At 71.6% G+C, this 22,842-nt stretch carries 19 protein-coding genes; 9 read left to right on the top strand and 10 right to left on the bottom strand.

Features of this window, described 5'->3' with window-relative positions; genetic code table 11:
* The first annotated feature begins 7 nt into the window (after positions 1 to 7).
* From HALOF300_RS05875 to HALOF300_RS05855, 5 genes are all read left to right on the top strand, one after another.
* Positions 8 to 928 carry a dihydrodipicolinate synthase family protein gene (locus HALOF300_RS05875; protein WP_197522344.1) on the top strand — a complete coding sequence of 307 codons (921 nt, stop codon included), beginning with the start codon at positions 8 to 10 and terminating at the stop codon, positions 926 to 928.
* Between the two features lie 204 nt (positions 929 to 1,132).
* The gene (gene dgoD, locus HALOF300_RS05870; protein WP_156740019.1) at positions 1,133 to 2,281 is read left to right on the top strand and encodes a galactonate dehydratase; all 1,149 of its coding nucleotides are present in this window, start codon (positions 1,133 to 1,135) and stop codon (positions 2,279 to 2,281) included.
* A 10-nt stretch (positions 2,282 to 2,291) separates the two neighbouring features.
* The gene (locus HALOF300_RS05865; RefSeq protein WP_156740018.1) at positions 2,292 to 5,450 is read left to right on the top strand and encodes a GH92 family glycosyl hydrolase; all 3,159 of its coding nucleotides are present in this window, start codon (positions 2,292 to 2,294) and stop codon (positions 5,448 to 5,450) included.
* Between the two features lie 110 nt (positions 5,451 to 5,560).
* Positions 5,561 to 6,562 carry a LacI family DNA-binding transcriptional regulator gene (locus HALOF300_RS05860; protein ID WP_156740017.1) on the top strand — a complete coding sequence of 334 codons (1,002 nt, stop codon included), beginning with the start codon at positions 5,561 to 5,563 and terminating at the stop codon, positions 6,560 to 6,562.
* A 25-nt stretch (positions 6,563 to 6,587) separates the two neighbouring features.
* The gene (locus HALOF300_RS05855) at positions 6,588 to 8,351 is read left to right on the top strand and encodes a heparinase II/III domain-containing protein (protein WP_197522343.1); all 1,764 of its coding nucleotides are present in this window, start codon (positions 6,588 to 6,590) and stop codon (positions 8,349 to 8,351) included.
* Positions 8,352 to 8,387: 36 nt separating this feature from the next.
* On the opposite strand, the gene HALOF300_RS05850 is transcribed toward HALOF300_RS05855, so the two are convergent.
* The 5 genes from HALOF300_RS05850 to HALOF300_RS05830 are packed head-to-tail and all read right to left on the bottom strand — an operon-like array spanning position 8,388 to position 12,974.
* Positions 8,388 to 9,068, bottom strand: a complete 681-nt coding sequence (locus HALOF300_RS05850; protein WP_156740015.1) for a response regulator transcription factor — start codon at positions 9,066 to 9,068, stop codon at positions 8,388 to 8,390.
* Positions 9,065 to 10,471, bottom strand: a complete 1,407-nt coding sequence (locus HALOF300_RS05845; RefSeq protein ID WP_156740014.1) for a sensor histidine kinase — start codon at positions 10,469 to 10,471, stop codon at positions 9,065 to 9,067. Before HALOF300_RS05845 ends, HALOF300_RS05850 begins: the two co-directional genes overlap by 4 nt.
* Positions 10,472 to 10,528: 57 nt before the next feature.
* Positions 10,529 to 11,332, bottom strand: a complete 804-nt coding sequence (locus HALOF300_RS05840) for a hypothetical protein (RefSeq protein WP_156740013.1) — start codon at positions 11,330 to 11,332, stop codon at positions 10,529 to 10,531.
* The gene (locus HALOF300_RS05835; protein ID WP_156740012.1) at positions 11,329 to 12,207 is read right to left on the bottom strand and encodes an ABC transporter permease; all 879 of its coding nucleotides are present in this window, start codon (positions 12,205 to 12,207) and stop codon (positions 11,329 to 11,331) included. Before HALOF300_RS05835 ends, HALOF300_RS05840 begins: the two co-directional genes overlap by 4 nt.
* Positions 12,204 to 12,974 (bottom strand): ABC transporter ATP-binding protein, encoded by a 771-nt coding sequence (locus tag HALOF300_RS05830; RefSeq protein ID WP_156740011.1) that lies wholly within the window; start codon positions 12,972 to 12,974, stop codon positions 12,204 to 12,206. The genes HALOF300_RS05835 and HALOF300_RS05830 overlap by 4 nt, the downstream gene beginning before the upstream one ends.
* Positions 12,975 to 13,188: 214 nt before the next feature.
* Between HALOF300_RS05830 and HALOF300_RS05825 the strand changes: the two genes are divergently transcribed.
* Together HALOF300_RS05825 and HALOF300_RS05820 are read left to right on the top strand one after the other, a co-directional pair.
* Complete coding sequence (locus HALOF300_RS05825; protein WP_231955079.1) at positions 13,189 to 14,010, top strand: alpha/beta fold hydrolase; 822 nt, start codon at positions 13,189 to 13,191, stop codon at positions 14,008 to 14,010.
* 4 nt (positions 14,011 to 14,014) lie between these two features.
* Complete coding sequence (locus HALOF300_RS05820) at positions 14,015 to 14,788, top strand: MerR family transcriptional regulator (RefSeq protein WP_156740010.1); 774 nt, start codon at positions 14,015 to 14,017, stop codon at positions 14,786 to 14,788.
* Positions 14,789 to 14,821: 33 nt separating this feature from the next.
* Here HALOF300_RS05820 and HALOF300_RS05815 read toward each other — a convergent pair whose 3' ends face one another.
* The 5 genes from HALOF300_RS05815 to HALOF300_RS05795 form a co-directional block, all read right to left on the bottom strand.
* The gene (locus tag HALOF300_RS05815; RefSeq protein ID WP_156740009.1) at positions 14,822 to 16,036 is read right to left on the bottom strand and encodes a C40 family peptidase; all 1,215 of its coding nucleotides are present in this window, start codon (positions 16,034 to 16,036) and stop codon (positions 14,822 to 14,824) included.
* A gap of 247 nt (positions 16,037 to 16,283) precedes the next feature.
* Entirely contained in the window at positions 16,284 to 17,072 is a 789-nt protein-coding gene (locus tag HALOF300_RS05810) for a glycerophosphodiester phosphodiesterase (RefSeq protein ID WP_231955077.1), read from the bottom strand.
* Positions 17,069 to 18,445 carry an ABC transporter substrate-binding protein gene (locus HALOF300_RS05805; RefSeq protein ID WP_156740008.1) on the bottom strand — a complete coding sequence of 459 codons (1,377 nt, stop codon included), beginning with the start codon at positions 18,443 to 18,445 and terminating at the stop codon, positions 17,069 to 17,071. Before HALOF300_RS05805 ends, HALOF300_RS05810 begins: the two co-directional genes overlap by 4 nt.
* Positions 18,446 to 18,506: 61 nt before the next feature.
* Complete coding sequence (locus HALOF300_RS05800) at positions 18,507 to 19,406, bottom strand: carbohydrate ABC transporter permease (protein ID WP_156740007.1); 900 nt, start codon at positions 19,404 to 19,406, stop codon at positions 18,507 to 18,509.
* On the bottom strand, positions 19,403 to 20,356 hold the full coding sequence (locus tag HALOF300_RS05795) for a carbohydrate ABC transporter permease (protein ID WP_156740006.1): 954 nt from the start codon (positions 20,354 to 20,356) through the stop codon (positions 19,403 to 19,405). Before HALOF300_RS05795 ends, HALOF300_RS05800 begins: the two co-directional genes overlap by 4 nt.
* Positions 20,357 to 20,636: 280 nt before the next feature.
* Here HALOF300_RS05795 and HALOF300_RS05790 point away from each other — a divergent pair, with 280 nt between their 5' ends.
* On the top strand, positions 20,637 to 21,437 hold the full coding sequence (locus HALOF300_RS05790) for a DeoR/GlpR family DNA-binding transcription regulator (protein ID WP_156740005.1): 801 nt from the start codon (positions 20,637 to 20,639) through the stop codon (positions 21,435 to 21,437).
* A 207-nt stretch (positions 21,438 to 21,644) separates the two neighbouring features.
* A complete protein-coding gene (locus HALOF300_RS05785) occupies positions 21,645 to 22,841 on the top strand; it encodes an amidohydrolase family protein (protein ID WP_156740004.1) in 1,197 nt (398 codons plus the stop codon).
* Position 22,842 lies beyond the last annotated feature (1 nt).

The raw sequence follows: 22,842 nt of genomic DNA, 5'->3' as shown, positions 1-22,842 counted from the left end.
TACGCCGATGAGCGCGAGTGAGCTGCGCGGGGTGTGGGGCACCGTGCTGCTGCCGCTGGACCCCGATGATGGGATCGACCCCGGCCGCCTGCGCGCCGAGGTGGACTTTCTGACCCGCAGTGACCTGCACGGGGTCTATGCACACGGCACCGCGGGGGAGTTCCACACGTTGACCGAGGCGGAGTACGACCAGGTCAACGCCGTCCTCGCCACGGCGAGTTCCGCCGTCGGCAAGCCGTTCCAGATCGGAGCCAGCCACCCGCTGGCGCACGCGTCCCTCGCCCGGGTGCGCCGCGCCCGCGATCTCGAGCCGGCCGCGATCCAGGTGATCCTGCCCGACTGGATCCCACTGAGCGAGGCCGAGGTGCTGCGCTTCCTCGACCGGGTGGCGCAGGTGGCCGCGCCGGTCCCGCTCGTGCTCTACAGCCCGCCGCACGCCAAGACCCAGGTGGGCCCGGACCTGCTCGCGCGGATCGTGACCGAGGTGCCCGCCGTCATCGGGATCAAGACGCTCGACCGTGACGACGCCTGGTTCGCCCGGATGCGTTCGCTGGCCGGCCGGTGCGCGCTGTTCGTGCCCGGGCACCGCCTCGCCTCCGGCCTCGCGCGCGGCGCCCACGGTAGCTACTCCAACATCGCCGCCCTCTCGCCGCGGGGTGCGGCCGCCTGGTGGCGGCAGATGCAGACAGACCCCGACGGCGCAGCGGACGTCGAGCGTCGCATCGCCGAGTTCTTCGCGGCGCACGTCGCGCCGCTGGCCGCCCGCGGCCTTGGCGACCCGGCGCTCGACAAGTTCCTCGCCGCCGTCGGCGGGTGGGCCGACGTGGGCACCCGGGTGCGGTGGCCGTGGGTCGGGGCGGAGGAGTCGGTGGTGGCGCCGGCCCGGGCTGACGCGTGGGCGTTGCTGCCCGAGTTGGTCATCCACTGATCGGCATGCCCGAAGTCACTGCGGCGCATTCACCCAGTCCACCAATCACTCGGAGCACGCCTTGACGGCGCGTGAAGCCGGCTGGTTGGATTCCGTTCCAACTCGATTTGCGTCATGGTCGGCGATGCCGGTCGGGCAGACTTGGCCGCACGCCCCCGATCCAGGAGATGAGAGACCCGTGGTGCAGCGCAGCGAGGCGCAACGATGACCGAAGCCAAGATCGTCTCGGTGGAGACCTTCGTCCTCTCGACCCGGTTCGCACTCGTGCGGATCGAGACCGATGACGGCCTCGTCGGTTGGGGCGAGCCGGTCCTCGAGGGGCGTGCGCACAGCGTCGCGCGGACCGTGCAGGAACTGACCCCGCAACTCATCGGCGAGCCCGCCCACGTGGAGCGGCTCTGGCAGCGGATGGTCAAGGAGGGGTTCTACCGCGGTGGACCCTCGCTCGGCTCCGCGGTCGCCGGGGTGGACCAGGCCCTGTGGGACCTGCTCGGCAAGCGCGCCGGCCTGCCGGTGCACGAGCTGCTGGGTGGCCCGGTGCGGGACACCCTCACCATCTACGCGCCCTGCCATGGCGACACCCCCGAGCAGTTGCGCGAGCGGGCCGCCGAACTGGTCGACGCCGGCTACCGGCTGGTCAAGACCGCCCCGGGTGGGCCGCGGGAACGGTTCGAGAACCCGGCCGGCATCGCCAACGAGGTGGCTCGGATGGAGGCGCTGCGCGACGTCCTCGGGGACGAGCGCAGTTTCGCCATCGACTTCCACGGGCGCCTGAGTGCGCCGTCGGCGAAGCGGCTGCTGGCCGCCCTGGAGCACACCGCGCCCACGTTCGTCGAGGAGCCGGTCGCGCCGCAGTACCAGCACGAACTGGGCCGGCTCACCGGCTCCACCACGATCCCGATCGCGACCGGTGAGCGACTCTACGACCGCTGGCAGGTGGCCCCGGTGCTGGAGCTCGGCATCTCGCTCCTGCAGCCGGACGTGTCCCACTGCTTCGGCATCTCCGAGGCCATGCGGATCGCCGCCGTGGCCTCGGTGCACGACGTCGCGCTCGCTCCGCACTGCGCGACCGGACCGCTCGCGCTCGCCTCCTGCGTGCAGGTCGGGTTCGCCAGCCATGACGTGGTCTTCCAGGAGTGCCAGCTGAGCGTGCACGACCGGAGCGTGAACCCGTTCCTGTCGATCGTGGACGCCGATTCGTTCCGGTACGCCGACGGGGCGCTGCTGCGCCCGACCCGGCCCGGGCTCGGTGTGGAGGTCGACGAGGAGCGGGTGCGCGCCTGGGCGGCGAACCCCGAGGACGTCCCGCTCGCGCGGTGGCAGCAGCGCGACGGCAACCATGCCGAGTGGTGACACACCCTCCGTGCTCGATCGCGCCGCCCCGTCCCACGTCGTCGCCGGCCGCTCCGGCGTCGGACTGACCAGCCCGGTCCCGTGGCGCGCCCGGGTGCCGGCCGGGGACGGCCTGCATCGGCTCCCGCTGGAGCACCCGCTGGTGGGGCAGGTGGTCACCGCCGGCGCCGAGCTCGCCTGGGCGGTGCTCCCGCAGGGACTGCCCGACGGCGTCGCTGACGCCGCCGAGCTGCCTCACCTCGAGGACCTGTGGGCCGGTACCGCGGTCGCGGTCGATCTGGTGCTTGCCGACGGGACGCGGCTCTCGGAACTGGGGGCCGTGGACCAGTACGGGGCCGGCCTCACCCCGGACGCGCAGGCGGCGGCGCGGCGGACCTGGGTGGACCAGTGGAACCTGCGCCGGGTCGGTCTGGACGCCGCCGTCGGGCGGACCATCACGGCCGTCGAACTCGTGGTCCGGGCGAACCCGCGGCGCGAGCTCGTGATCCACCTGGACTCCGTCGACCTCCGGCCCGTGACCCCGCTGCCGGACGATGCCCTCGAACGGGTCCGCACCACCCGCGGCTCACAGAGCACCAGCGCGTTCTCTCGGGGCAACACCGCGCCCCTGGTCGGCGTTCCGCACGGGTGCCTGTACGCCGTCCCGATGACCGACGCCGGCTCCCGCCGGTGGATCTACAGCTGGCACGACGGCCGGCCCGGCGACCCGCGGCCCACCCTGCAGGCGGTGGCCACATCACACCTGGCGAGCCCGTGGATCGGCGACCGGGGCGTCTTCCAGGTGATGCCGACCACCGGTAGTTCGAACGAGCGTGCCGAGCGGTCGCTGGCGTTCGACCACGCCACCGAGACCGACCGGCCGCACGTGTGGGCGGCCGGCCTCGAGGGCGGTATCGGCATCGAGGTGACCGCGGGACCTTCGGTGATGGCGGTCCGCTCGACCTTCCCGGCCGGCAGCGACGCCGCGATCGTCCTCGACCACCTCGGCACCATGCGGGACGTCACGATCACCACCGAACAGGAAGCGGTCGTGGTCACCGGACTCCTGGTGGACGACGCCGACCAGATGCGCGCCGGGGCACCGCCGCACCACGTGCACGTCCGGGTACCCGCTGCATCCGGTCACGACCTGAGCGTCACCGACGGGCACCTGCGCGGCCGGATCGCCGTCTCCCCGAGCACGCCGGTCACGGTGCTGGTCGCTCTCTCCACCGTCGACGACGGGACCGCCGCCGCGCACGTGGCCCGCGTCGGGAGCTTCGACGGACTCGCCGACGAGGCCGCGGCCGCCTGGCGCGCGCTGCTCGGGACCGTCGAGATCGACGGCGCGACCGACGATCAGCAGATCGCGCTCGCGTCCGGTCTGTACCGGCTGGGTCTGTACCCGACCCGGCAGGACGAGCCGACCGGTGACGGCGCCACGACGTGGCGCAGCGTGTACGGGAGCCGGATGACGCCGTCCGTGCGAGCCCCCGAACTCGGCGAACGCCCCGAGACCGGCTCCGGCTGGTACAGCGCCACCAACGGGTTCTGGGACACCTACCGCACCGCGTGGCCGCTGCTCGGGCTGCTCACGCCGACGACGGCGGGACTCGCCGCCCAGGGGTTCGTGGCACATCATCTGGACTCGGGCTGGATGCCGCGCTGGAGCGCGCCGTCTCCGGCCGACTGCATGACCGGGACCACGAGCGACACGGTGCTCGCCGACCTGATCGGCTACGGCGTTCCGGGGATCGACGTGCGTCAGGCCTACGCGAGCGCCCTGACGAACGCCAGCGTCGCGCCGTCGGACGCACGGGTCGGACGCAAGGGCCTGCACCCCGGGCTGTTCCGCTCCTTCGTGAGCACCGCCGTCGAGGAGGGGATGTCCTGGACCCTGGACGCCGCCCTCAACGACTGGTCGGCCGCGCGGATCGGGCGCACGCTCGCGGCCGGACTGCCGCAGGGAGGCGAGCGCACGCAGGTCGAGGCCGAGTGCGAATGGCTGGAGCGGCGTTCGCTGCTCTACCGGGAGGTGTTCGACCCGGACCGGGGGTTCTTCGTGGGCCGGGACGACGACGGCGGCTGGCGGGTCCCGGCTTCCGGCTTCGACCCCGACCAGTGGGGGCACGACTACACCGAGACGAACGCGTGGGGCACGGCCGTCACGGTGCCACACGACGGCGCCGGCCTTGCCGCGCTGCACGGTGGCGAAGCCGGTCTCGGCGCCGTCCTGGACGCGATCCTGGCCCGCCCGGAGACCGGTTCGCCCCGCAACGCCGGCACCTACGGCGACGTCATCCATGAGATGACCGAGGCCCGGGACTGCCGGATGGGGATGCTCGCGCTCTCGAACCAGCCCGCCCACCACATCCCGTTCATGTACATGCACGCCGGCCGCCACGACGACGCCCACGCCGTCATCGCGGACGCCCTCGACCGGCTCTTCGTCGGGTCCGACCTCGGCCAGGGATATCCGGGCGACGAGGACAACGGTGAGATGTCGGCGTGGTGGATCCTCACCACGATCGGGCTGTACCCCCTGGTCCCGGCATCGGGCACCTGGGTGCTGACCCCGCCCCGGGTGGCCCGCACCGTGCTGCGGCCGGCCGGTGGTGCGACGGTCGAGATCGTGGTGACCAACCCCGGTGAAGGGGGCCGGTTCATCCGGTCGGTCACGATCGACGGCGAGCCCTGGCACCAGATCTCCGTGCCGCACTCCGTGCTCGCCCGCGGCGCGCGGATCGAGGTCGAGCTCGCCGAGGAACCATGCGGCTGGGCGGCCGGCTCCCGACCGGTCTCCGCCTCCGCCGTCCACGGCTTCACCGAACCACTGCGGGACGTGACCGCCGGCGCACACAGCACCCACCCGGGCCTGGTGGACGACCTCGCGGCCGGGCCGGTCCACCTCGACGCCGGCACCGCCGTAGAGATCGAGCTCGCCGAGCCGGCCGAATTCGGGGACCTGATGACCGTCACGCTCGCCGGGACCGGCGACCTCGGCTGGACCCTGAGTGCGCTCGGCCCGGACGGCTGGCGCGACGTCGACGTCCGCGCCGAGGAACCCTTCACCCGCACCGCCCAGACCCGCGTGTTCCGCACCGCGGGCGCCGCCGGGACCGTGACCAGGCTCCGGTTCGTGCCGGACCGGACTACGTCGCTGCTCCAGCTCGAGGTGTTCGCCCGATGAGGTCGTTCCCCGCTCGTGCACCCCGGCCACGGCGCCCTCGACGTGCTCGCCCCGGCGGGCGTCGCCGAGCGTCGCCGACCTCGGGTCGCTGACGTGGTGGGAGAGCTGCGATGGCCACCAAGCGAGTGAGTAATCTCGATGTCGCTCGCGCGGCCGGGGTCAGCCCGACCACGGTCTCGCACGTCCTGACCGGCAACCGGCCCGTCTCGGCGCAGGCGGCCGCGCGTGTACGCGCAGCCATCGACGAACTCGGCTACCGGCCGCACGAGCTGGCGAGAAGTCTGCGTACGCAACGCTCCCTCACGCTCGGGCTGGTGGTGCCGGACATCACCAACCCGTTCAACATGCACATCGCCCGGGGTCTGCAGCAGGCGGTCCTCGATCAGGGCTACTTCGTCCTCGTCACCGACTCCGCTGCGGACGCCGGCTCCGAGCACGCGCTGATCGACCGACTCCTGACCCGGGTCGACGCGATCGCCTTCTCCGGCCACTACGACCACCCGGACGAGCTCAGGGACGTGCTCGCCAGGGGCATGCCCGTGGTGTGGCTCGGCGGCTGGGAGCGGGCGCGCGAAGGGTTCGACACCGCCACCACCGACGACTACGGCATCGGTGTGCACGCCACGGAGCATCTGATCGGGCGGGGCTATCGCCGGATCGCGTTCCTCGCGACCCGTGAGGAGTCGGGGCCCGGCCACCGCCGGGTCCAGGCCTACCGGGACGTGTGCGCCGCGAAGGGGCTGCCCGTCGAACCCGCGCTGGTGCTGCACAACGAGGTCACGAAGGAGGCCGGCGCCGAGGGCGTGCGGACGCTCATGGGCCTGGCCGAACCGCCGGACGCGATCATCGCGACCAACGACATCGTCGCCCTCGGGGCGCTCTCGGAACTGATGCGCGAGGGCGTCGACGTGCCGGGCCAGGTCGCTCTGATGGGGGTCGACGACATCGACGCCGCCTCGCTCACCACACCGACCCTGACCTCGATCCCGCTCAACGGCCTGGCTCAGGGCCGGGCGATCGGACGCCTGCTGCTTGACCGCATCGCGGGCGAGGCCGCTCCGACCGACCTCGTCTTCCCCGCGGCCGACGTGATCCAACGCGAATCGACCTGAGTAGCCCATGACTTCGGAGGAACCCATGACATCAGCAGCCATGGACGCAACACTGACCGCACGGGCGCTCGGCCCGGCCGCAGACGGCGAGGTATGGGCGCGCCTGCGGACGCACGCCGCCTCGATCCCCCAGGTCGAGGGCGTGCGTGCGCACGCCACGGCTCTGCGAGCCGAACCGATCAGCGAGCTGCCGCCGTCGGTCTATCTCGAGTACGAACGAACCGGGGACCGTGCGCACCACGGCGACCTGTACTTCCAGCGCCGTCGGCGGCTGGCCGCGCTCGCGCTGTCGGCGCTGCTGGACCCGGCCGAGGACGTCGGCGAGCTGGCGGCCACCATCGAGGCGATCTGCACCGAGCCGCAGTGGGCACTGCCGGCCCACCTGGCCGGTGCGGCCACGGTGCCGCCCGGCCTGGTGGTCGACCTGTTCGCCGCGGAGACCGGTTCGGCGCTCGCGGAGATCACGACGCTGCTGGCCGGCCGGCTCCCGGAGGCGGTGGTTGCCTCGGCGCGCGAGCACGTGCGCAGGCGGGTCCTCGACTCCTACGCCAGCCACACGTTCTGGTGGGAGGACGCCGCGAGCAACTGGGCGGCGGTGTGTGCCGGTTCGGTCGCCCTGGCCGCCCTGCAGCTGTGCGAGGAGGACCGGGTGCGCGCGATGGCCCCGCGACTGCGGGCCAGCCTGCGCCGGTCCCTCGACGGGTACGGCGACGACGGCGTCTGCGTGGAGGGCTTCGGGTACTGGAACTACGGCTTCGGCTACTACCTGCTGGCGACCGAGGCCCTGGACGCCGCGATCGGCCCGGACCCCGAGGGCGAGGCCCCGCGGGCCGCCGCGGCGGCACGCTGGCCGAGCCGGGCGTTCCTCACCGGTGGCGTGGTCGTCCCGTTCGCGGACACCCACCCGACCGACACGGTGAGTGTTGGCCTGGTCGCGGCGACCGCCCGGCGATACGGGCAGGTGGGCCGGCCCGACCCCGGCGTCGCGGACACGGCGCTGATCGACGAGTGCGGGCGATGGGCACTCGCCCTGCACGGACTGTGCCGGCTACCGGCCGCCCTGGCCGACGACCCGTTCGCCGACACCCCCGAACGGCCGCTGTGGTACCCGGACGCCCAGTGGCTGGTGATTCCGCAGGGATCCCGGAGCCCGATCGGGTTCGCCGCCCGCGCCGGTGACAACGCCGAACCCCACAACCACAACGATCTCGGCTCGTTCGCGATCGCTCTCGACGGCGAACCGCTGCTCGGTGACGCGGGCCGCGGCATCTACGACCGTGAGTACTTCGGCCCGCAGCGCTACGACAACCCGGCCGCCGGGTCCCACGGCCACCCGGTCCCGCTGCTCGACGGCGTCCGGCAGCAGGACGGGGCCCGCGCCCGGGCCGAGGTACTCGCGGCGGAGTCCGACGGCGAAGGCGAGCGTCTCGTGGTCGACCTCACCTCGGCCTACCCGCACCCGGCTCTGACCCGCCTGGTCCGGACGGTGGCCCGAGCGGGGGCGAGCGTGACCGTGCGGGACGAGGTGCTCGCGCAGGCACCGGTGCGCCTCACCCAGCGCCACATCTGCCAGGTCCGACCGCAGGTGGCCGGCCCCGGGCGGGTCCTGGTGCAGGGCGAGCGGGGCGCGGCCGAGCTGGTGCACGACCCGACGCTCCTGGTCGAGGTCGGGGCGTTCGACGTCGGGCGCGGGAGTTTCGAGCACCCGGTCTTCTACGTCGACCTGTCCGTGGCCGAACCGAGGGTCGAGGCCGACCTGGTGACGACCGTGCACGTCTCGCGGGTCTGAGCGGTCACCTACACCACCCCTTCGACGGCACCACGCTCAAGAGTTCGATCTGCCCACCAGCCCGAACTGGTAGGCCGCGATCACGGCCTGCACCCGGTCACGAACCCCGAGCTTTGCCAGGATCCGTCCGACGTGCGTCTTCACCGTGGTGGTCGACAGCTCGAACCGCTCGGCGATCTCGGCGTTGGACAGTCCTTCCGCCACGCAGCCCAGCACGTCGAGCTCGCGTGGGGTGAGTTCGCGCAGACGCGGATCGAGCTCGCCGTCGGCACGCTTCGCGTCAGCGCCGGCCGGCAGGTGCGCGGCGAACAGGTCGAGCATGCGACGCAGGACCCGCGGGGCGACGACCGAGCTCCCCGACGCCACCGTGCGGATCCCCTCGACGAGTTCGTCCGGCCGGGCGTTCTTCAGCAGGAAGCCGCTGGCACCCGACCGCAGCGCCGCGAACGCCAACTCGTCGACGTCGAACGTGGTCAGCACGAGCACCTGCGTCGACGGGTGCTCCACGGCGAGCCGGCGGGTGGCCTCGATGCCGTCCATGCCCGGCATCCGGATGTCCATCAGCACGACGTCGGGCGCGAGGGCCGCGACCTGCTCGAGGGCAGCCAGGCCGTCCGATGCCTCGCCGACCACCTCGAGGTCGGGCTCGGTCTCGATCACGAGGCGGAAGCCCATCCGTAGCAGGGCCTGATCGTCGACGAGCAACACGGTCGTCATCGGATGACCTCGTCGGCCCGGTCCCACGGCAGCACGACGTGCACGCGCCAGCCGCCGTCCGGCAGCGGGCCGACCTCGGCCCGGCCGCCGAGAAGCGCGGCGCGCTCGCGGATGCCGACGATGCCCCGGCCGGTCCCACCGCCGGTGCCCGGCCGGGTGCCACCGGAGTCGAGCACCTCCACCTCGACCGCCGAGCCGCTGCGCCGGACCGAGACCCGGACCGACGAGGCGCCCGGGGCGTGCCGGAGCACGTTCGTCAGGCTCTCGGTGACGATGCGCACCACCGCCAGCCGCAACGACGTGTCCTCGGGCAGAGGGCTGTCGAGTCCGGTCGCGGTCACGGGCAGCCCGGCCACGCGGAAGCGCTCGACGGCGGTGGCCAGGTCGGTCTCGACGGGCGCAGGTCGGTCGTCGCTGCCGTCGGCGCCGCCGGCGCTGTCGGGGTCGAGGGCGCCGAGGACGCGCTGCATGTCCGACAGGGCCGTGCGGCCGGTGTTCGAGAGTTCACGCAGGGCCTCCCGCGAGCTGTCCGGGGCACGGTCGAGCGCGGCGCCCGCACCGTCGGACAGTGCGACCATCACCGAGACGCTGTGCGCGACGACGTCGTGCATCTCCCGGGCGATGCGCGCGCGCTCGGAGGCGCGGGCGAGCGCGGCACTGTTGTCCCGGTCCCGGGCCATCGCCTCGTACCGTTCGACGAGGCCCTGGGCGTGCGCGCGGCGGGCCCGCGCCGCCGAGCCGGTCGCCACCCCCAGCAGCAGGAGCGCGAGGAGCAGGGAGATTGACGCCGACCGGCGGCCCGCGGAGTACGGCGGTTCGGTGAGCTGACGACCCGGGTCACCGTCCGGTATCACGATCGGGTCGCTCCAGAGGAGGATCTCGGCCAGCCCGATGTCCTGCCACCACAGCAGCGCAAGCGCGACCGTGACGAACACGGCCGCACAGGTGAGCCAGGTGGTTCGAGCCGAGTGTCGCAGCGCGACGTTGTGGAGCGCGCACGCCAGGCACACGCCCAGAACGCCCAGGACACCGACCGTGACGAGTGAGACGACGGCCACCATGGTCAACGCCACCGTGATGGTCAGCGGCCGTGCTCGCCGGGCGATCAGTAGTGCGGCGCCTTGAACGGCACCAGCGAACGTGCCCGCCGGGACCAGCCAGGCCACGTGCGCGTCCGGCAGGTACATGCCCAGGCCCGTCGCCCCCTGGATGGTCAGCGCCACCAGCAGCGCCGTGACGGTCCCGAGCAGGAGCACGGACACGACGAGGCAGACGTCGGCGATCCGGGGGTGCGCGGCGAACACGCGCCCGACCGGCCCGCGCCGCTGGACCTGCGTCTCGGTCAACGGCAGTGCTGAGCCCGCTGCACGCTCGGAGCGTGGGTCGACCCGCGACGTCCTCACGTGGTCACTCTCCCATTGTTTCGCCGGCGCCTCGGGTCCTGCGGGCCCACTCGACGCTCAGGCAAGGTCGTGGCGGCGGAGCCGATAGCCCGCGGCGATGAGCAGGCCGGCGACCCAGAGCACGAGGACGACCCCGCCGCCCCACGGGCCGAGCTGCGGCCCCAGGGTCGTCGCGTCCAGGGCGGTGAGGGCGGCGTCGTCCATGGTCAGGCGTGCTCCGGCACCCGGCAGCAGGGCGCGGATCGTGTCGGTCACGCGTCCCGGGTTCACCGCGAGCAGGTGATCGAAGACGACCAGCACCAGCACGCCCGTGACGAGCGCCGCCGTCGGACGGCGCAGCAGGGCCCCGACGCCCAGCCCGACCAGGGCGACACCGACCAGGAAGCACACGTAGCCCACCAGGACGCGAACGGTCTGAGCGTCGGTGAGGTCGACCGTGAGCCCACCGGCGTCACGGTGAGCGATCGTCACCAGGAACGAGGCGAGGAGGGCGCCGACCGCGGTCACGAACGCGACCACCACCGTGATCAGCGCCTGCGCCAGGAGTACCGGCAGGCGCCGGGGCACGGCGGTGAAGGTGACCCGGAACGTGCCGACGCTGTACTCGCCGGTCCCCACCAACACACCCAGGACCAGCGTCCCGAGCTGGGCGAGCAGGTACCCGGAGACGATGAGCGAGGCACCGGACTGGCCGGAGCCCGGCCGGACGAACAGGCCCAGCGCGAACGCGAGCGAGGCCGCCGCCAGGATGGTGCCGACCACGGTCCAGAGGGTCGAGTGCACGCTGAGGACCTTGGTCCACTCCGCGGTCAGGACCCGGGCGAACGTGACCCCGGGCCGCGTCGGCGCCGCCACCGTCATGTCGCGTCCCGGGTACGCAGCCGGACCGCGGCCCCGGCGAGCGGTACCAGGATCCAGGCGCCGAGGACGGCGCCCCCGCCCCATGGACCCAGGTCCGGAGCGCCTTCGACGGCACCGATGTCCGGGGTGGTCAGGAGCGATCCGGCGCCGCTGGGTAGCAGCGTGACGATGGTGTTGACCACGGCCGCGGCAGGCGGCGGGCCCGACTCGACCGGGGCCATCGGGTCGGTCGAGAGGTCGGTTGCGAGCATCAGCACGATCGGCAGCACCAGGGTCACGGCGATGGCGGTGACGACGGCGCGGGCGGAGTGGCGCAGGAGCGCCCCGACAGCCAGTCCGAACAGCGCCATGCCGACGAGGTAGAGCGTCATCCCGGCGAGGACCAGCGGGGTCCCGTCGCCCGTCAGGTCCACGGCGAGCCCTCGCGAACTCGCGGCAGGCACGATGCCGAGCACGGCGGCGCCGACGGCGACGAGTGCTGTCACGAGCGCGAACCCGGCCGTGGCCACGACCTGCGCGGCGAGGACCGGCAGCCGCCGGGGGACCGCCGTGAAGGTGGAGCGGAAGGTGCCGGTGCTGAACTCTCCCGTCCCCACGAGGACCCCGAGGATCATGAGCCCCAGCGGCGCGAGCACCAGGCCGGAGGTGAGGGAGCCGAGCGGGTCGAATCCCGGGTCCACCGATGACGCGTTCGCCGACAGGTAGGTGAGGGCCCCGGAGACCACGACCGCGACGGCGCCGAGCAGGTACGAGGACCGCAGGCTCGTCAGCTTGGTCCACTCCGAGGCGAGGACGCGGCCGAAGGTCGGCCCGCGCCCGGCCGTGGGCCGACGAGAGGCAACCTGTGTGGAGGAGGATGCTGCGGGGGCGCTCATCGGGTGCTCCCAGTGCTCGGGAGCGTCGCGGAGTCCTCGGCGCTGCGGCCGCGGTACTGCACGGAGTCGGCGGTGAGTTGCAGGTAGGCGTCCTCGAGCGAGGCCGCACCCGCGGAACCGTCGATGATCTCCTGGACCGAGGCGTCGGCGAGCAGTCGGCCCTTCCCGATGATGACGACCCGGTCGGCGCACAGGGCGAGCTCGTGCATGAGGTGGGAGGAGAGCAGGACGGTCCGCCCCTCGTCCGCGAGCTCGCGCACGAGCCGGCGGACCCAGAGGACGCCGTCGGGGTCGAGCCCGTTCACCGGCTCGTCGAGGATCAGCGTTCCCGGATCGCCGAGCAGCGCACCGGCGATCCCGAGCCGCTGCCCCATGCCGAGCGAGAAGGTCCCGGCCCGCCGGCCCGCCACGGACTCCAGTCCGGTCATTCCGATCACCTCGTGGACACGGTTGCGGGAGATGCCGTGGGTTTGGGCCTGCGCAAGCAGGTGCCGGAAGGCCGTCCGCCCCGGATGCACGGAGCGGGCGTCGAGCATGACACCGACGGCGTGCAGCGGTGCGGCCAGATCGGCGTAGTGCCGGCCGTCCACCGTCGCGGTGCCCGAGGTCGGACGCTCGAGCCCTACGACGACCCGCATGGTGGTCGACTTCCCGGCACCGTTCGGGCCGAGGAAGCCGGTCACGGTCCCCGAACGCGCCGTGAAGGTCAGCCCGTCCACGGCCGTGGTGGTCCCGTAGCGCTTCGTCAGCGACGCCACCTCGATCATCTGCACTCCTGTCGTCGACGGATCGGACCCGCTTGGCCCATCCGTCAACGACGCTACGGACACCGCCGCAGTTGCCTCGACCTCCCGGCAGGCGATATCGGTGCAGGGGACGCGTCGTCCCTCCGGAGGACGACGTCCACCGCCGGACCCATGCCGGATTCGATCGGCACCGCGGTGTTGACCTTGACCTAAGGTCAGGGTGCACGCTGACGGCATGAACACCACACACACCTCAGAAACCAGCGAATCGGCACGTTCGACCTGGACCGGTATGGTGCCGGTCGAGGACACGGCCCTGGCCGTCACCGACACCGGCGGTCCCGGCATCCCCGTGGTCTACCTCAACGGCGCGTACGCCTCCCAGCGGCACTGGCGCCGCGTCGTCGCCGACCTCGGGCCGGGCCTGCGGCACATCACCTTCGACGAACGGGCCCGCGGGCGATCGAAGAGATCGGCGGACTACTCGTTCGAGGCGTGCGTCCGTGACATCGATGCCGTCCTCGACGCGCGGGGGGTGGAGCGGGCGCTGCTGGTGGGCTGGTCCTACGGGGCCCTGCTGGGGGTGCACTGGGCGAGCCGGAACCCGGACCGCGCCATTGGCGTCGTCGGAGTCGACGGCCCGTACCCGGTCGGCTGGACCGACGAGGCCGGCCACGACGAGATCCGGAAGGTGTTCCGGCGGATGAAGCCGATGATGCCGCTGGTGCGCCCGCTGGGCCTGGCGGCGCGGTTCTCCGCGGAGCTGCATGCTGAGCTGGCCATCGAGTCCCACCAGCTCCACGCAGCTCTCGAACCGGTTCTCGACGGCATGACGGTGCCGGTCCGGTACGTCGTCGCCTCCGGAGAGGCGCTGGGCAGCCGCGACGACCTGCAGGAACAGATGCGCAAGGCCATCGACCCGGTGCTGGGCCGCAACCCGCAGCTGAAGGTGAGCGCGAAGGTGACCAGCAATCACGGGAGCATCCTGCGCAAGGATTCCCCGGCCGTGGCCGCGGCCGTGCGGGAGGTCGCCGCCCTCGACCGGCGGGATCATTGAGGGCATGACCAGTGGACTCACGATCGGACAGGCGGCAGCGTTCGCCGGCGTCACGGTGAAGACCGTGCGGCACTACCACCGGCACGGGCTCGTCGACGAACCCGGACGCGACAGCTCCGGGTACCGGCGGTACGGCTCGACCGAGCTGCTGCGGCTGGTCCAGGTGCGGACCATGGCCGCCGCGGGCGTCCCGCTGGCCGAGATCGGCTCCCCGATCGACGCAGACGCTGAGCGGTTCGCCGCAGCCCTGGCCGATGTGGAACGCCGGCTGACCGATCGGATCGCGGACCTGGTGGCGCGCCGCGACACCCTGTACCGGCTCGCCGACGGTGACCGGGCCCTGCTGCCGGACCGTGCCTGCGCAGTCCTGGACCGGATGCGCGCTCTCGGCTTCGGTCCTGACTATGTGGCCGCCCAGCGGGAGGCCCTGGTGCTGGCCCGGGCGCTGATGCCGGACGTGTTCGAGGCTTTCCTGACGCCGTTCGAGACGTTGCTCGATGACCCCGAGTACGTCGACCTGACCAAGCGCGCCCTGGAGGCAGAGGCGTGGGAGCCGGACGACCCCCGCCTCGAGGAACTCGCCTCCGCCATGGCCGACCGCTACCTCGCCAACCCCGCGCTGCTGGAGATTCCCGCCGGTCCGCAACCCTGGGCGGACTCCACCAGGTACGGCCTGGTCAACCACCACGGGGAGGACCAGGCGTCGAACTCTGCCCGGCTGACCGCGCTCACCGAGGCCAAGCTGCGCTCCGCAGGCATTCCGGTCCCCCACCAGTGACGGTCCTGCTCAAGGCTGCGCGAAGTCGCCGGCTCAGCCCGCGCGGCCGCCGAACGGCAGCATGTTCACCGGGTACACCGGGACCTCCTCGACCCGGCGACCCGGGGATGGCGCCTGTACGCGCATGTTCGAACCGGAGTAGATCGCCATGTGGTAGATCCCGGACGGTTGGCCGTTGCTCGACCAGAAGAGCAGGTCGCCGACCTGGAGGTCCTCGAGCGCCACGCGTCGGGTGGCATCCCACTGGGCCCTGGTGGTCCTGGGCAGCCGCACGCCGGCCTGCTCGAACGCCCGCATGGTCAGGCCCGAACAGTCGTACCCGCCGTCGGCCGGGCCGGCGCCACCCCAAACATAGGGGACACCCAACTGGGTGCGTGCCCACTGCAGGGCCCGGGCGCCGGCGGCGCTCGGCGCCGGGGTGACGTAGGACGCGGCGATCCGGTGCATCTCGCCGGTGTACTCGATGAACCGGCGCACGCCGAGGGAGTCGACACCATCGCCGTTCCAGTCGCCGACCAGCGTGGTGTCGCTGACCCGGCCGTAGGCGAGGGAGCGGTCGGCGGGACCCGAGCGGATGGTGTTGGCGATGAAGTACAGGTTCGAGCGGCGCACGGCGAAGGTGTCGGTGCGGTTGCCGTCCCAGTCGCCCACGTACACGTCGTCGTCGGCGCGGCCGTAGTAGGCGATCGAGTCGGCATTGCCACCGGCGATCGTGTTCTTGACGTGGTAGGCGTTGCCCCGGCGCACGGCGAGGGTGTCGATTCCGTCGCCGTTCCAGTCGCCGACGAGCACGACGTCGCCGGGGCGGCCGTAGAAGATCACGGCGTCGGCGGCGCCGCCGGTGAGGCTGTTCTTGATGTGGTACTCGTGTCCGCGGCGCACGGCGAGGGTGTCGATTCCGTCGCCGTTCCAGTCGCCGACGAGGACCACGTCGCCGGGGCGCCCGTAGGTGAAGGTGACCTGTGCGCCACCGGTGGTGTTCGAGTTCCGGACGGAGAAGGTGTTGCCGGTCCGGTAGGCCAGCGTGTCGATTCCGTCGCCGTTCCAGTCACCCACGAACACCTCGTCCAGGGCGCTGCCGTAGGAGAACTGGCGGTTCGCCGTCGCGGAGAAGCTGTCGGAGAGGTAGTAGTCGCTGCCCGCGCCGCCGATCGCACCGCCCTTGGCCTGCGCCGCCGGCATCCCGACCACCGACAGCGCCACCACCATCAGTGCCACCACGAGCGCCGAGGACCTGTTCTTTGTCATCACAGGACGAAGTATGGGTGGGGGAGACCTCCGGCGTCCAAATCGGGCGCCCGCGCCCGTCGACAGGCGGCAAATGCCCAGCGGCCCTGGATGCGGATCTCCCAGATCTCGGCCGGGTCCGTATAGACGCCCGTCGAGCCGCCCACGGCACGGCGCGGCGCTCGTCGAAGGTGTCATCGTGCGGCTCATACGCTGGACGAGCCGCACGATGACACTCTCGTCGTCCGGGCCAAGGGGCCCGACGGGCTCAGACCACCGCGGGTGCCTCGCGCACCGGTCGGCTCGCGCTGAGCCAGCCCAACAGCCGGTCGGGGCGGTCGGTGATGATGCCGTCCACGCCCCATTCCAGGGCCCGCGCCCACGAGTCGACGTCGTTCAGCGTCCACACGAACACGCTCATCCCGGCGTCGTGGATCCGGCCGACCAGGCCTGGGTCGGCGAGCAGCACCTCGTGGCTCGGGTTGCACCCGGCCACGCCCAGCTCCGCGCAGAACGCCAGGAGCTCGGGGTTCGACGCAGCCTCCTTCGAGATGAGCAGGTCCCGGCGCAGGTCCGGGGCCGCCTCCGCGAGCGAGCGGAGCGTCTGCGGCCAGAACGTCTGCGCGATCGTGCGATCGGCGATCCCGGCGTCGGTGAGCACGCCGACGATCCCGGCGGCCTGCGCCGGGGTGTAGTCGCCCTTGAGCTCCATGAGCAGGTCGGTGCCGGGATGGGCGGCCACGAACGCGGCCACGTCGGCGAGCAACGGAACCCGATGGGAGGCGAACGTCGGCGAGAACCACGCTCCGCCGTCGAGCGCCGCGGCCTGCTCGGCGAGCAGACCGGCCACCGGGCCTCCTCCGTCCGTGGTGGCGTCCACGGTCTCGTCGTGGATCACCACGCCGACCTCGTCACGGCTGAGCCGCACGTCGATCTCGACGAGGTCGGCCCCGGCCCGCCAGGCACCCTCCACCGCGGGCAGGGTGTTCGGTGGCGCCATCGCGGTGTTGCCGCGATGGGCGATCACCAGCGGGCCATGACCGCCGGGGCGACTCACAGGTAAGGCTCCACGTTGTCCTCGAAGGCCACGTCCAACTTGGAGGAGACGTCCGGGAACACGTCCTCGGGGTTGGCGCCGGCCAGGACGAGCTCCTCGATGCCGTCGGTGATGATCTGGTCACCGCCCGGCGTGAACACGCGGACCCAGTCCTGGACCCGCGTCTTCTGCTGCAGCTGGTCCACGGACGTGCGGAACTGCGGGGTCTCCTCGTAAACGGCGGCCATGATGTCGCCCTCGACCGCGGAGGTACGCACCGGCATGTACCCGGTGGACTGCGAGAACAGGGCGGTGTTGTCGGTCTCGGTGAGGAACTTCAGGAACATCGCCGCGGCGAGCTGCTGCTCGGGGGTACGTGAGGACGGGATGGCCAACCCGGCGCCGCCGGTGGGCACGTTCGGGGCGTCCACCGGGCCGTTCGGCAGGAATGAGGTGCCGAGCTCGAACGGGGCCGCGTCCAGGTGGCCCTTCAGGGAGCCGGTGGACCCGATCAGGCAGGCGAAGATGCCGGCCTGGAAGTCCGCGTTCGTGTCCGAGCCGAGACCCGCGAACGCGGTCTCACCGTTGTACATGTCCCGCACGAACGCGCCGGCGGTCAGGGCCTCCTCGGTGTCAAGGGTGACCGTCCAGTCGTCGCTCATGTTGCCGCCGAGGCCCCAGATGACGTTGGAGAACCACCAGCCGGCCCAGGACGGGCCGATGCCGAGGCCGAGGGCCTGGCCGTCCGCCGGGACCTGGGCCTGCAGCGCGGGCGCCCACTCCTGGAGCTCGGCCCAGGTCTCGGGGCCGCGGTCCGGCAGGCCCGCGGCCGCCCAGATGTCCTTGTTGTAGTAGAAGAGTGGGGTGGAGCGCGCGTACGGGGCCGCGTAGTGCTTGTCCTCGTACTCGTAGTCGCTGTAGAGCGTCTCGACGTAGTCGTCGGTGTCCACCTCGAGGTGAGCGAAGACATCATCGATGGCCATGATCTGGCCGTTGACGTAATACCGGAACCACCACACGTCCGAGGCGATGACCAGGTCCGGCAGGTCGTCGGTGCCGGAGGCCGCCTGGAACCGCTGCGCGATCTCGTCGTAGTTCGCGCCGGCGGTGACGTGGTTGATCTTGATGTCCGGGTATTCCTCGTTGAACGCCGCGATGTAGGACTCCTCGAGCTCCTTGGTGTTCCCCGGGTGGTTGGACCACCAGGTGATCTCCGTGGCCGGCTCGATGGAGGCCCAGTCGGTCGCCTCGCCCTCCTCCTCGCCGCCGCCGCCGCCGACGGACGGGCCGCTGCAGGCGGCGAGCAGCCCGCCGGCGGCACCGAGGCCGCTGAGCTGGAGCAGGCTACGGCGGGAGGGGGTCCACAGCGGTGTGGTGCGACGTGACGTCGTCATGGTGCGCTTCCTTCTTCTATGTGGGGGGATGAACAGACGTGGTTCTTGGGATGCGGGTGGATCAGCCCGTGACGGCGCCCGCGGTGAGACCGGAGACGAGACGACGCTGCAGGACCAGGAAGATGAGCAGCATCGGCGTGGTCACCACCACCGTGGCGGCCATCAGGACGCCCCAGTTCTGCAGGCCGTCGAGGCTCTGCAGCAGCGTCAGCCCGACCGGCAGGGTCATCGTGTCCGTGTTGTCCGTGACGAGCATCGGCCACAGGTAGTCGTTCCACTCCGCGACCAGGGAGATGAGCCCGACGGCGGCGATCGTGGGCATCGACATCGGCACCACGAACCGCCAGAGCCGGCGCCAGTGCCCGGCCCCGTCCATCTGCGCCGCCTCGAGCACCGAGATCGGCAGCGACCGGAAGTGCTGACGGAACAGGAACGTGCCGAACGCACTCGCCAGCCCCGGCACCAGGATCCCCTGGTAGGTGTTCAGCCAGCCGAGCGAGGCGATCAGGGTGTAGTTCGGGATGATCGTGATCTGGGACGGGATCAGCAGCGCGAAGATCACCACCACGAACGCGACCCTCTTGAACGGGACGTCGATGAACACGAGCGCGTACGCGCAGGTCAGGCCGAGGAAGACCTTCAGCCCGGCGCCGGCGATGGTCAGTCCGACACTGTTCAGGGCCATCCGCCCGATCGGGATGGACGTGGCGACCTGCTCGTAGTTGGCCCACTCGAACGCCTCCGGCAGCCACTGCAGCGGCACCGAGTAGATCTCGCCGGACTCCTTGAAGCTGGCGAGGAACATCCAGATCAACGGCACGGACATGACCAGGATCGCGGCGATCAGGGTCAGGTACAGACCGGCGTCCAGGTGTGCACGGAATGGTCGACGGCGGCCCTTGGGCTGGTCCGTCCCGGCCGGCGTGGGTGCGTCGACGCGTTCGTCCACTGTGGTGCTCATGCGTAGTGGACCTTTCGTTCCATGAACTTCAGCTGGATGCCCGTGATCACCAGCAGGATCACGAACAGGATGGTTGCGGCGGCCGATGCGAAGCCGGCGCGGCCCGTCTGGAAGCCCTCGACGTAGATCTGGTACATGAGCGTCGTCGTCGAGCCGAGCGGTCCGCCGTCGGTCATGGCCTTGATCAGGTCGAAGGACTGCAGCGAGCTCAGGATCGTCGTGATCAGCAGGAAGAAGGTCACCGGGCCCAGCAGCGGCAGCACGATCGACCAGAACGTGCGCGTCTTGCCGGCACCGTCGATCGCGGCGGCGTCATGCAGGTCCTGCGGCACGCCCTGCAGCCCGGCCAGGTAGATCAGCGCGACGTACCCGACGTGCTTCCACAGGTAGACGATGATGATCATGATCAGGGCCCACGGCGAGGTGGTATACCACTGCGGGGAGCTGAGCCCTACTGCCTTCAGCAGTGTGGAGAGCAGGCCGTAGCGCGGGTCGAAGATGTACAGCCAGAGCATGCCGACGGCGATCCCGGAGAGCACGTAGGGCGCGAACGCCACGGTGCGGGCGATGCCCCGTCCGAAGATCTTCTTGTTCAGCAGCAGCGCCAGGCCAAGGCCGAGCACCAGCGAGCCGCCCACGGTGGTCACGGCGAAGATCGCGGTGGTGCCCATCACCTGCGGGGTGTCCGGGTCGGTGAACCAGCGGATGTAGTTCTCGAAGCCGATGAACCGCGCCACGCTCGAGCCCATGTTCCACTGCAGCATCGAGTAGTAGAAGCTCAGCAGCAGCGGCCGGTACACGAAGATCAACAGCAGGGCGATGTTCGGCCCGGCCAGCAGGGCGAAGAAGCCCAGGTTGCGTATCCGCTTGCGGCGCTGGGCCGCACGGCGCTGCGTCGAATGGGGCTGGCTCGGCGTCGTCGCGATCGGGGTGGCGGTCTGCGCCGTCATCGAGGGGACACCGTGAAGTCGTAGCGTCGGGGCGCCACGGGGTCGGTCGTGCTCATAGTCGCTCCTTTGGGACATGCAAGGAGACCGCCCCTGGCGGTCCGGCAAAGCCTTTGCACGATAGCGCCGCGAGCAGGTCATGTCGAATGAATCTGCGCGACTTGCATCCAAAACGTCACAATCGATCATTCGTCGCGCGTTCAACCATTGTTCACCTACGGGCCCGCTCCGGTCCCTACCCTGGAGATCAGCAGGGTGCACTGGGGTGCCCGAAGGGAATGACGTGAGACAGCAGCAGCGCCTCGACCAGATCCTCGCGACCATCAGCACGCAGGATCGGATCAGCGTCGAGGAGATCGCGGACCTGTTCGGGACCTCGCTGGCGACCGCTCGCCGCGACCTCTCGGTACTCACCGACCAGGGCCTGGTGACGCGCACCCACGGCGGTGCCATCGCCGTCGCCAGTGCCTACGAACTCCCGATGGCGTACCGGATCGCGAGGAACGCCCACGCCAAACGGGCCATCGGCGCGACGGCCGCGGCACTCGTGAGCGCCGGGGACGTCGTGGGGCTGACCGGTGGCACCACCACGTCAGAGCTGGGCCGAGCCCTGGCGTCCCGGGGTGACCTGGTGCCGAAGGTCGGCACCGGCGTCACGGTCATGACGAACGCCCTGAACATCGCCTACGAGCTCGCCATCCGATCCCACGTGAAGCTGGTGCTGACCGGGGGAGTGGCTCGCTCCCAGACGTTCGAGCTGGTCGGGCCGATCGCCGCCGCCACCCTGTCCGACGTCGTCATCGACGTTGCGTTCGTGGGCGTGGACGGGCTCGATGCCCAGTGCGGCGCCACCACCGCCGACGACGCGGAGGCACACGTGAACCACCGCATGCTGAGCAGCGCGCGGCGTGTGGTGGTGGTGGCGGACTCCACCAAGTTCGACCACGCGGCCTTCGCGCGGACCTGCTCCCTGGAGGAGATCGACACGCTCGTCACCGACGCCGAGCCCGGCCCGGGGCTGGCGGAGGCGCTGGCGCGCGCCGACGTCGAGGTGATCGTCAGCGGGCCGCGGGGCCGGGGCTGACTCGACGAGCGTGCGGTCTTGCGGCTCATCCACCGGGTGAGCCGCAGATTGGCACGTTCGGGGTCCAGGTGTCGGTGCGAGAGAGTGGTTCTGCGGCGGATGCGCCGGATGGGCCGAACGATGACACCGTCAGTGATCGGACGTGACAGCGCGCCGCGATACTGGTTCGCGTGAGCCGGCCGTCGTCGCCGGCCCGGGAAGGGATCCGTGACCATCATCCGCAACGTCCGCCCGTGGGGCGGACCGCCCAGTGACATCCACCTCACCGACACCCAGATCACGGCGATCGCGCCGCACGACCCGGCCACCGCCGTCGGGCAGGATGCCGGTGCCGCCGCCGACGGTGACGTCATCGACTGCGGCGGCCGGCTCGCGCTGCCGAGCATCGTGAACACGCACGCCCACGTGGACAAGTCGTGGCAGGGGCTGCCGTGGCAGTCCTACGGCGGCGAGGGCGGCACGGACGGCCGGATCCGGCACGAGCGGGCCCGCCGCGACGAGCTCGGCATCCCTGGGGTGGAGATCACCACCGCAGTGCTGCGCGAGTTCGTGCGGCACGGCACCACCGTGATGCGCACGCACGTGGACGTGGACCTCGGCGTCGCGCAGCGGGGGATCGACGTGGTCCGGGAGGCCGTGGCCTCGTTCAACGGCGCCGTCGAGGCGCAGATCGTCGCGTTCCCGCAGGACGGCGTGCTCCGGCGCGAGGGCGTGCTGGACCTGCTCGCCGAGTCGGCACGGGCGGGCGCGGAGTACATCGGTGGCCTCGACCCGGCCACCATCGACCGGGACCCGGTCGGCCAGCTGGACGGCATCTTCGCGATCGCGGCCGAACACGGCTGCGGGATCGACATCCACCTGCACGACCCGGCCGAGCTCGGCGCGTTCCAGTTCGAGCTGATCCTGGAGCGGACCGCGCGGTACGGGCTCGCCGGCCGGGTGAACGTGGCGCACGGGTTCGCGATTGCGCAGTTGCCGGCGTCCCGGCGCGCGGACCTGCTCGCCGCGATGGCCGAGCTCGACGTCACCATGACCACGGTGGCGCCGATGCGGGTGCCGCAACTGCCGCTGCACGAGTTCGACGACGCGGGGGTCGCGTTCGGCTTCGGCACCGACGGCATCCGGGACCTGTGGTCGCCCTACGGGACGGGGGACACCCTCGGGATCGCGTGGCAGTACGGCCGCGCCGCCGGGATCGTGCGCGACGAGGACCTGCTCCGGGTGGTGCGGATCGCGACGTCGGCGGCCGCCCGGTTCGTGGGACGCGACGTCCACGACCTGGTCCCGGGCTCGCGCGCCGACCTGATCCTGCTGGACGCGGAGAACCCGATGGACGCGCTCGTGCGCACGCCGCCGCGGGACCTGGTCATCGGCGGGGGCCGGGTGCTGCACAGCAGCCTGTAGG

It is taken from the genome of Occultella aeris (genome assembly GCF_902703175.1).
GTDB classification, from domain to species: domain Bacteria; phylum Actinomycetota; class Actinomycetes; order Actinomycetales; family Beutenbergiaceae; genus Occultella; species Occultella aeris.
This window is presented reverse-complemented; position numbering and strand designations above follow the sequence as displayed.

Coding starts and splice junctions, on each gene's coding strand:
- HALOF300_RS05855 (WP_197522343.1), top strand. CDS start 6,588: ATGACATCAGCAGCCATGGACGCAACACTGACCGCACGGGCGCTCGGC.
- HALOF300_RS05800 (WP_156740007.1), bottom strand. CDS start 19,406: ATGAGCACCACAGTGGACGAACGCGTCGACGCACCCACGCCGGCCGGG.
- HALOF300_RS05825 (WP_231955079.1), top strand. CDS start 13,189: ATGAACACCACACACACCTCAGAAACCAGCGAATCGGCACGTTCGACC.
- HALOF300_RS05830 (WP_156740011.1), bottom strand. CDS start 12,974: ATGATCGAGGTGGCGTCGCTGACGAAGCGCTACGGGACCACCACGGCC.
- HALOF300_RS05840 (WP_156740013.1), bottom strand. CDS start 11,332: ATGACGGTGGCGGCGCCGACGCGGCCCGGGGTCACGTTCGCCCGGGTC.
- HALOF300_RS05805 (WP_156740008.1), bottom strand. CDS start 18,445: ATGACGACGTCACGTCGCACCACACCGCTGTGGACCCCCTCCCGCCGT.
- HALOF300_RS05850 (WP_156740015.1), bottom strand. CDS start 9,068: ATGACGACCGTGTTGCTCGTCGACGATCAGGCCCTGCTACGGATGGGC.
- HALOF300_RS05820 (WP_156740010.1), top strand. CDS start 14,015: ATGACCAGTGGACTCACGATCGGACAGGCGGCAGCGTTCGCCGGCGTC.
- HALOF300_RS05860 (WP_156740017.1), top strand. CDS start 5,561: ATGGCCACCAAGCGAGTGAGTAATCTCGATGTCGCTCGCGCGGCCGGG.
- HALOF300_RS05795 (WP_156740006.1), bottom strand. CDS start 20,356: ATGACGGCGCAGACCGCCACCCCGATCGCGACGACGCCGAGCCAGCCC.
- HALOF300_RS05835 (WP_156740012.1), bottom strand. CDS start 12,207: ATGAGCGCCCCCGCAGCATCCTCCTCCACACAGGTTGCCTCTCGTCGG.
- HALOF300_RS05875 (WP_197522344.1), top strand. CDS start 8: ATGAGCGCGAGTGAGCTGCGCGGGGTGTGGGGCACCGTGCTGCTGCCG.
- dgoD (WP_156740019.1), top strand. CDS start 1,133: ATGACCGAAGCCAAGATCGTCTCGGTGGAGACCTTCGTCCTCTCGACC.
- HALOF300_RS05815 (WP_156740009.1), bottom strand. CDS start 16,036: ATGACAAAGAACAGGTCCTCGGCGCTCGTGGTGGCACTGATGGTGGTG.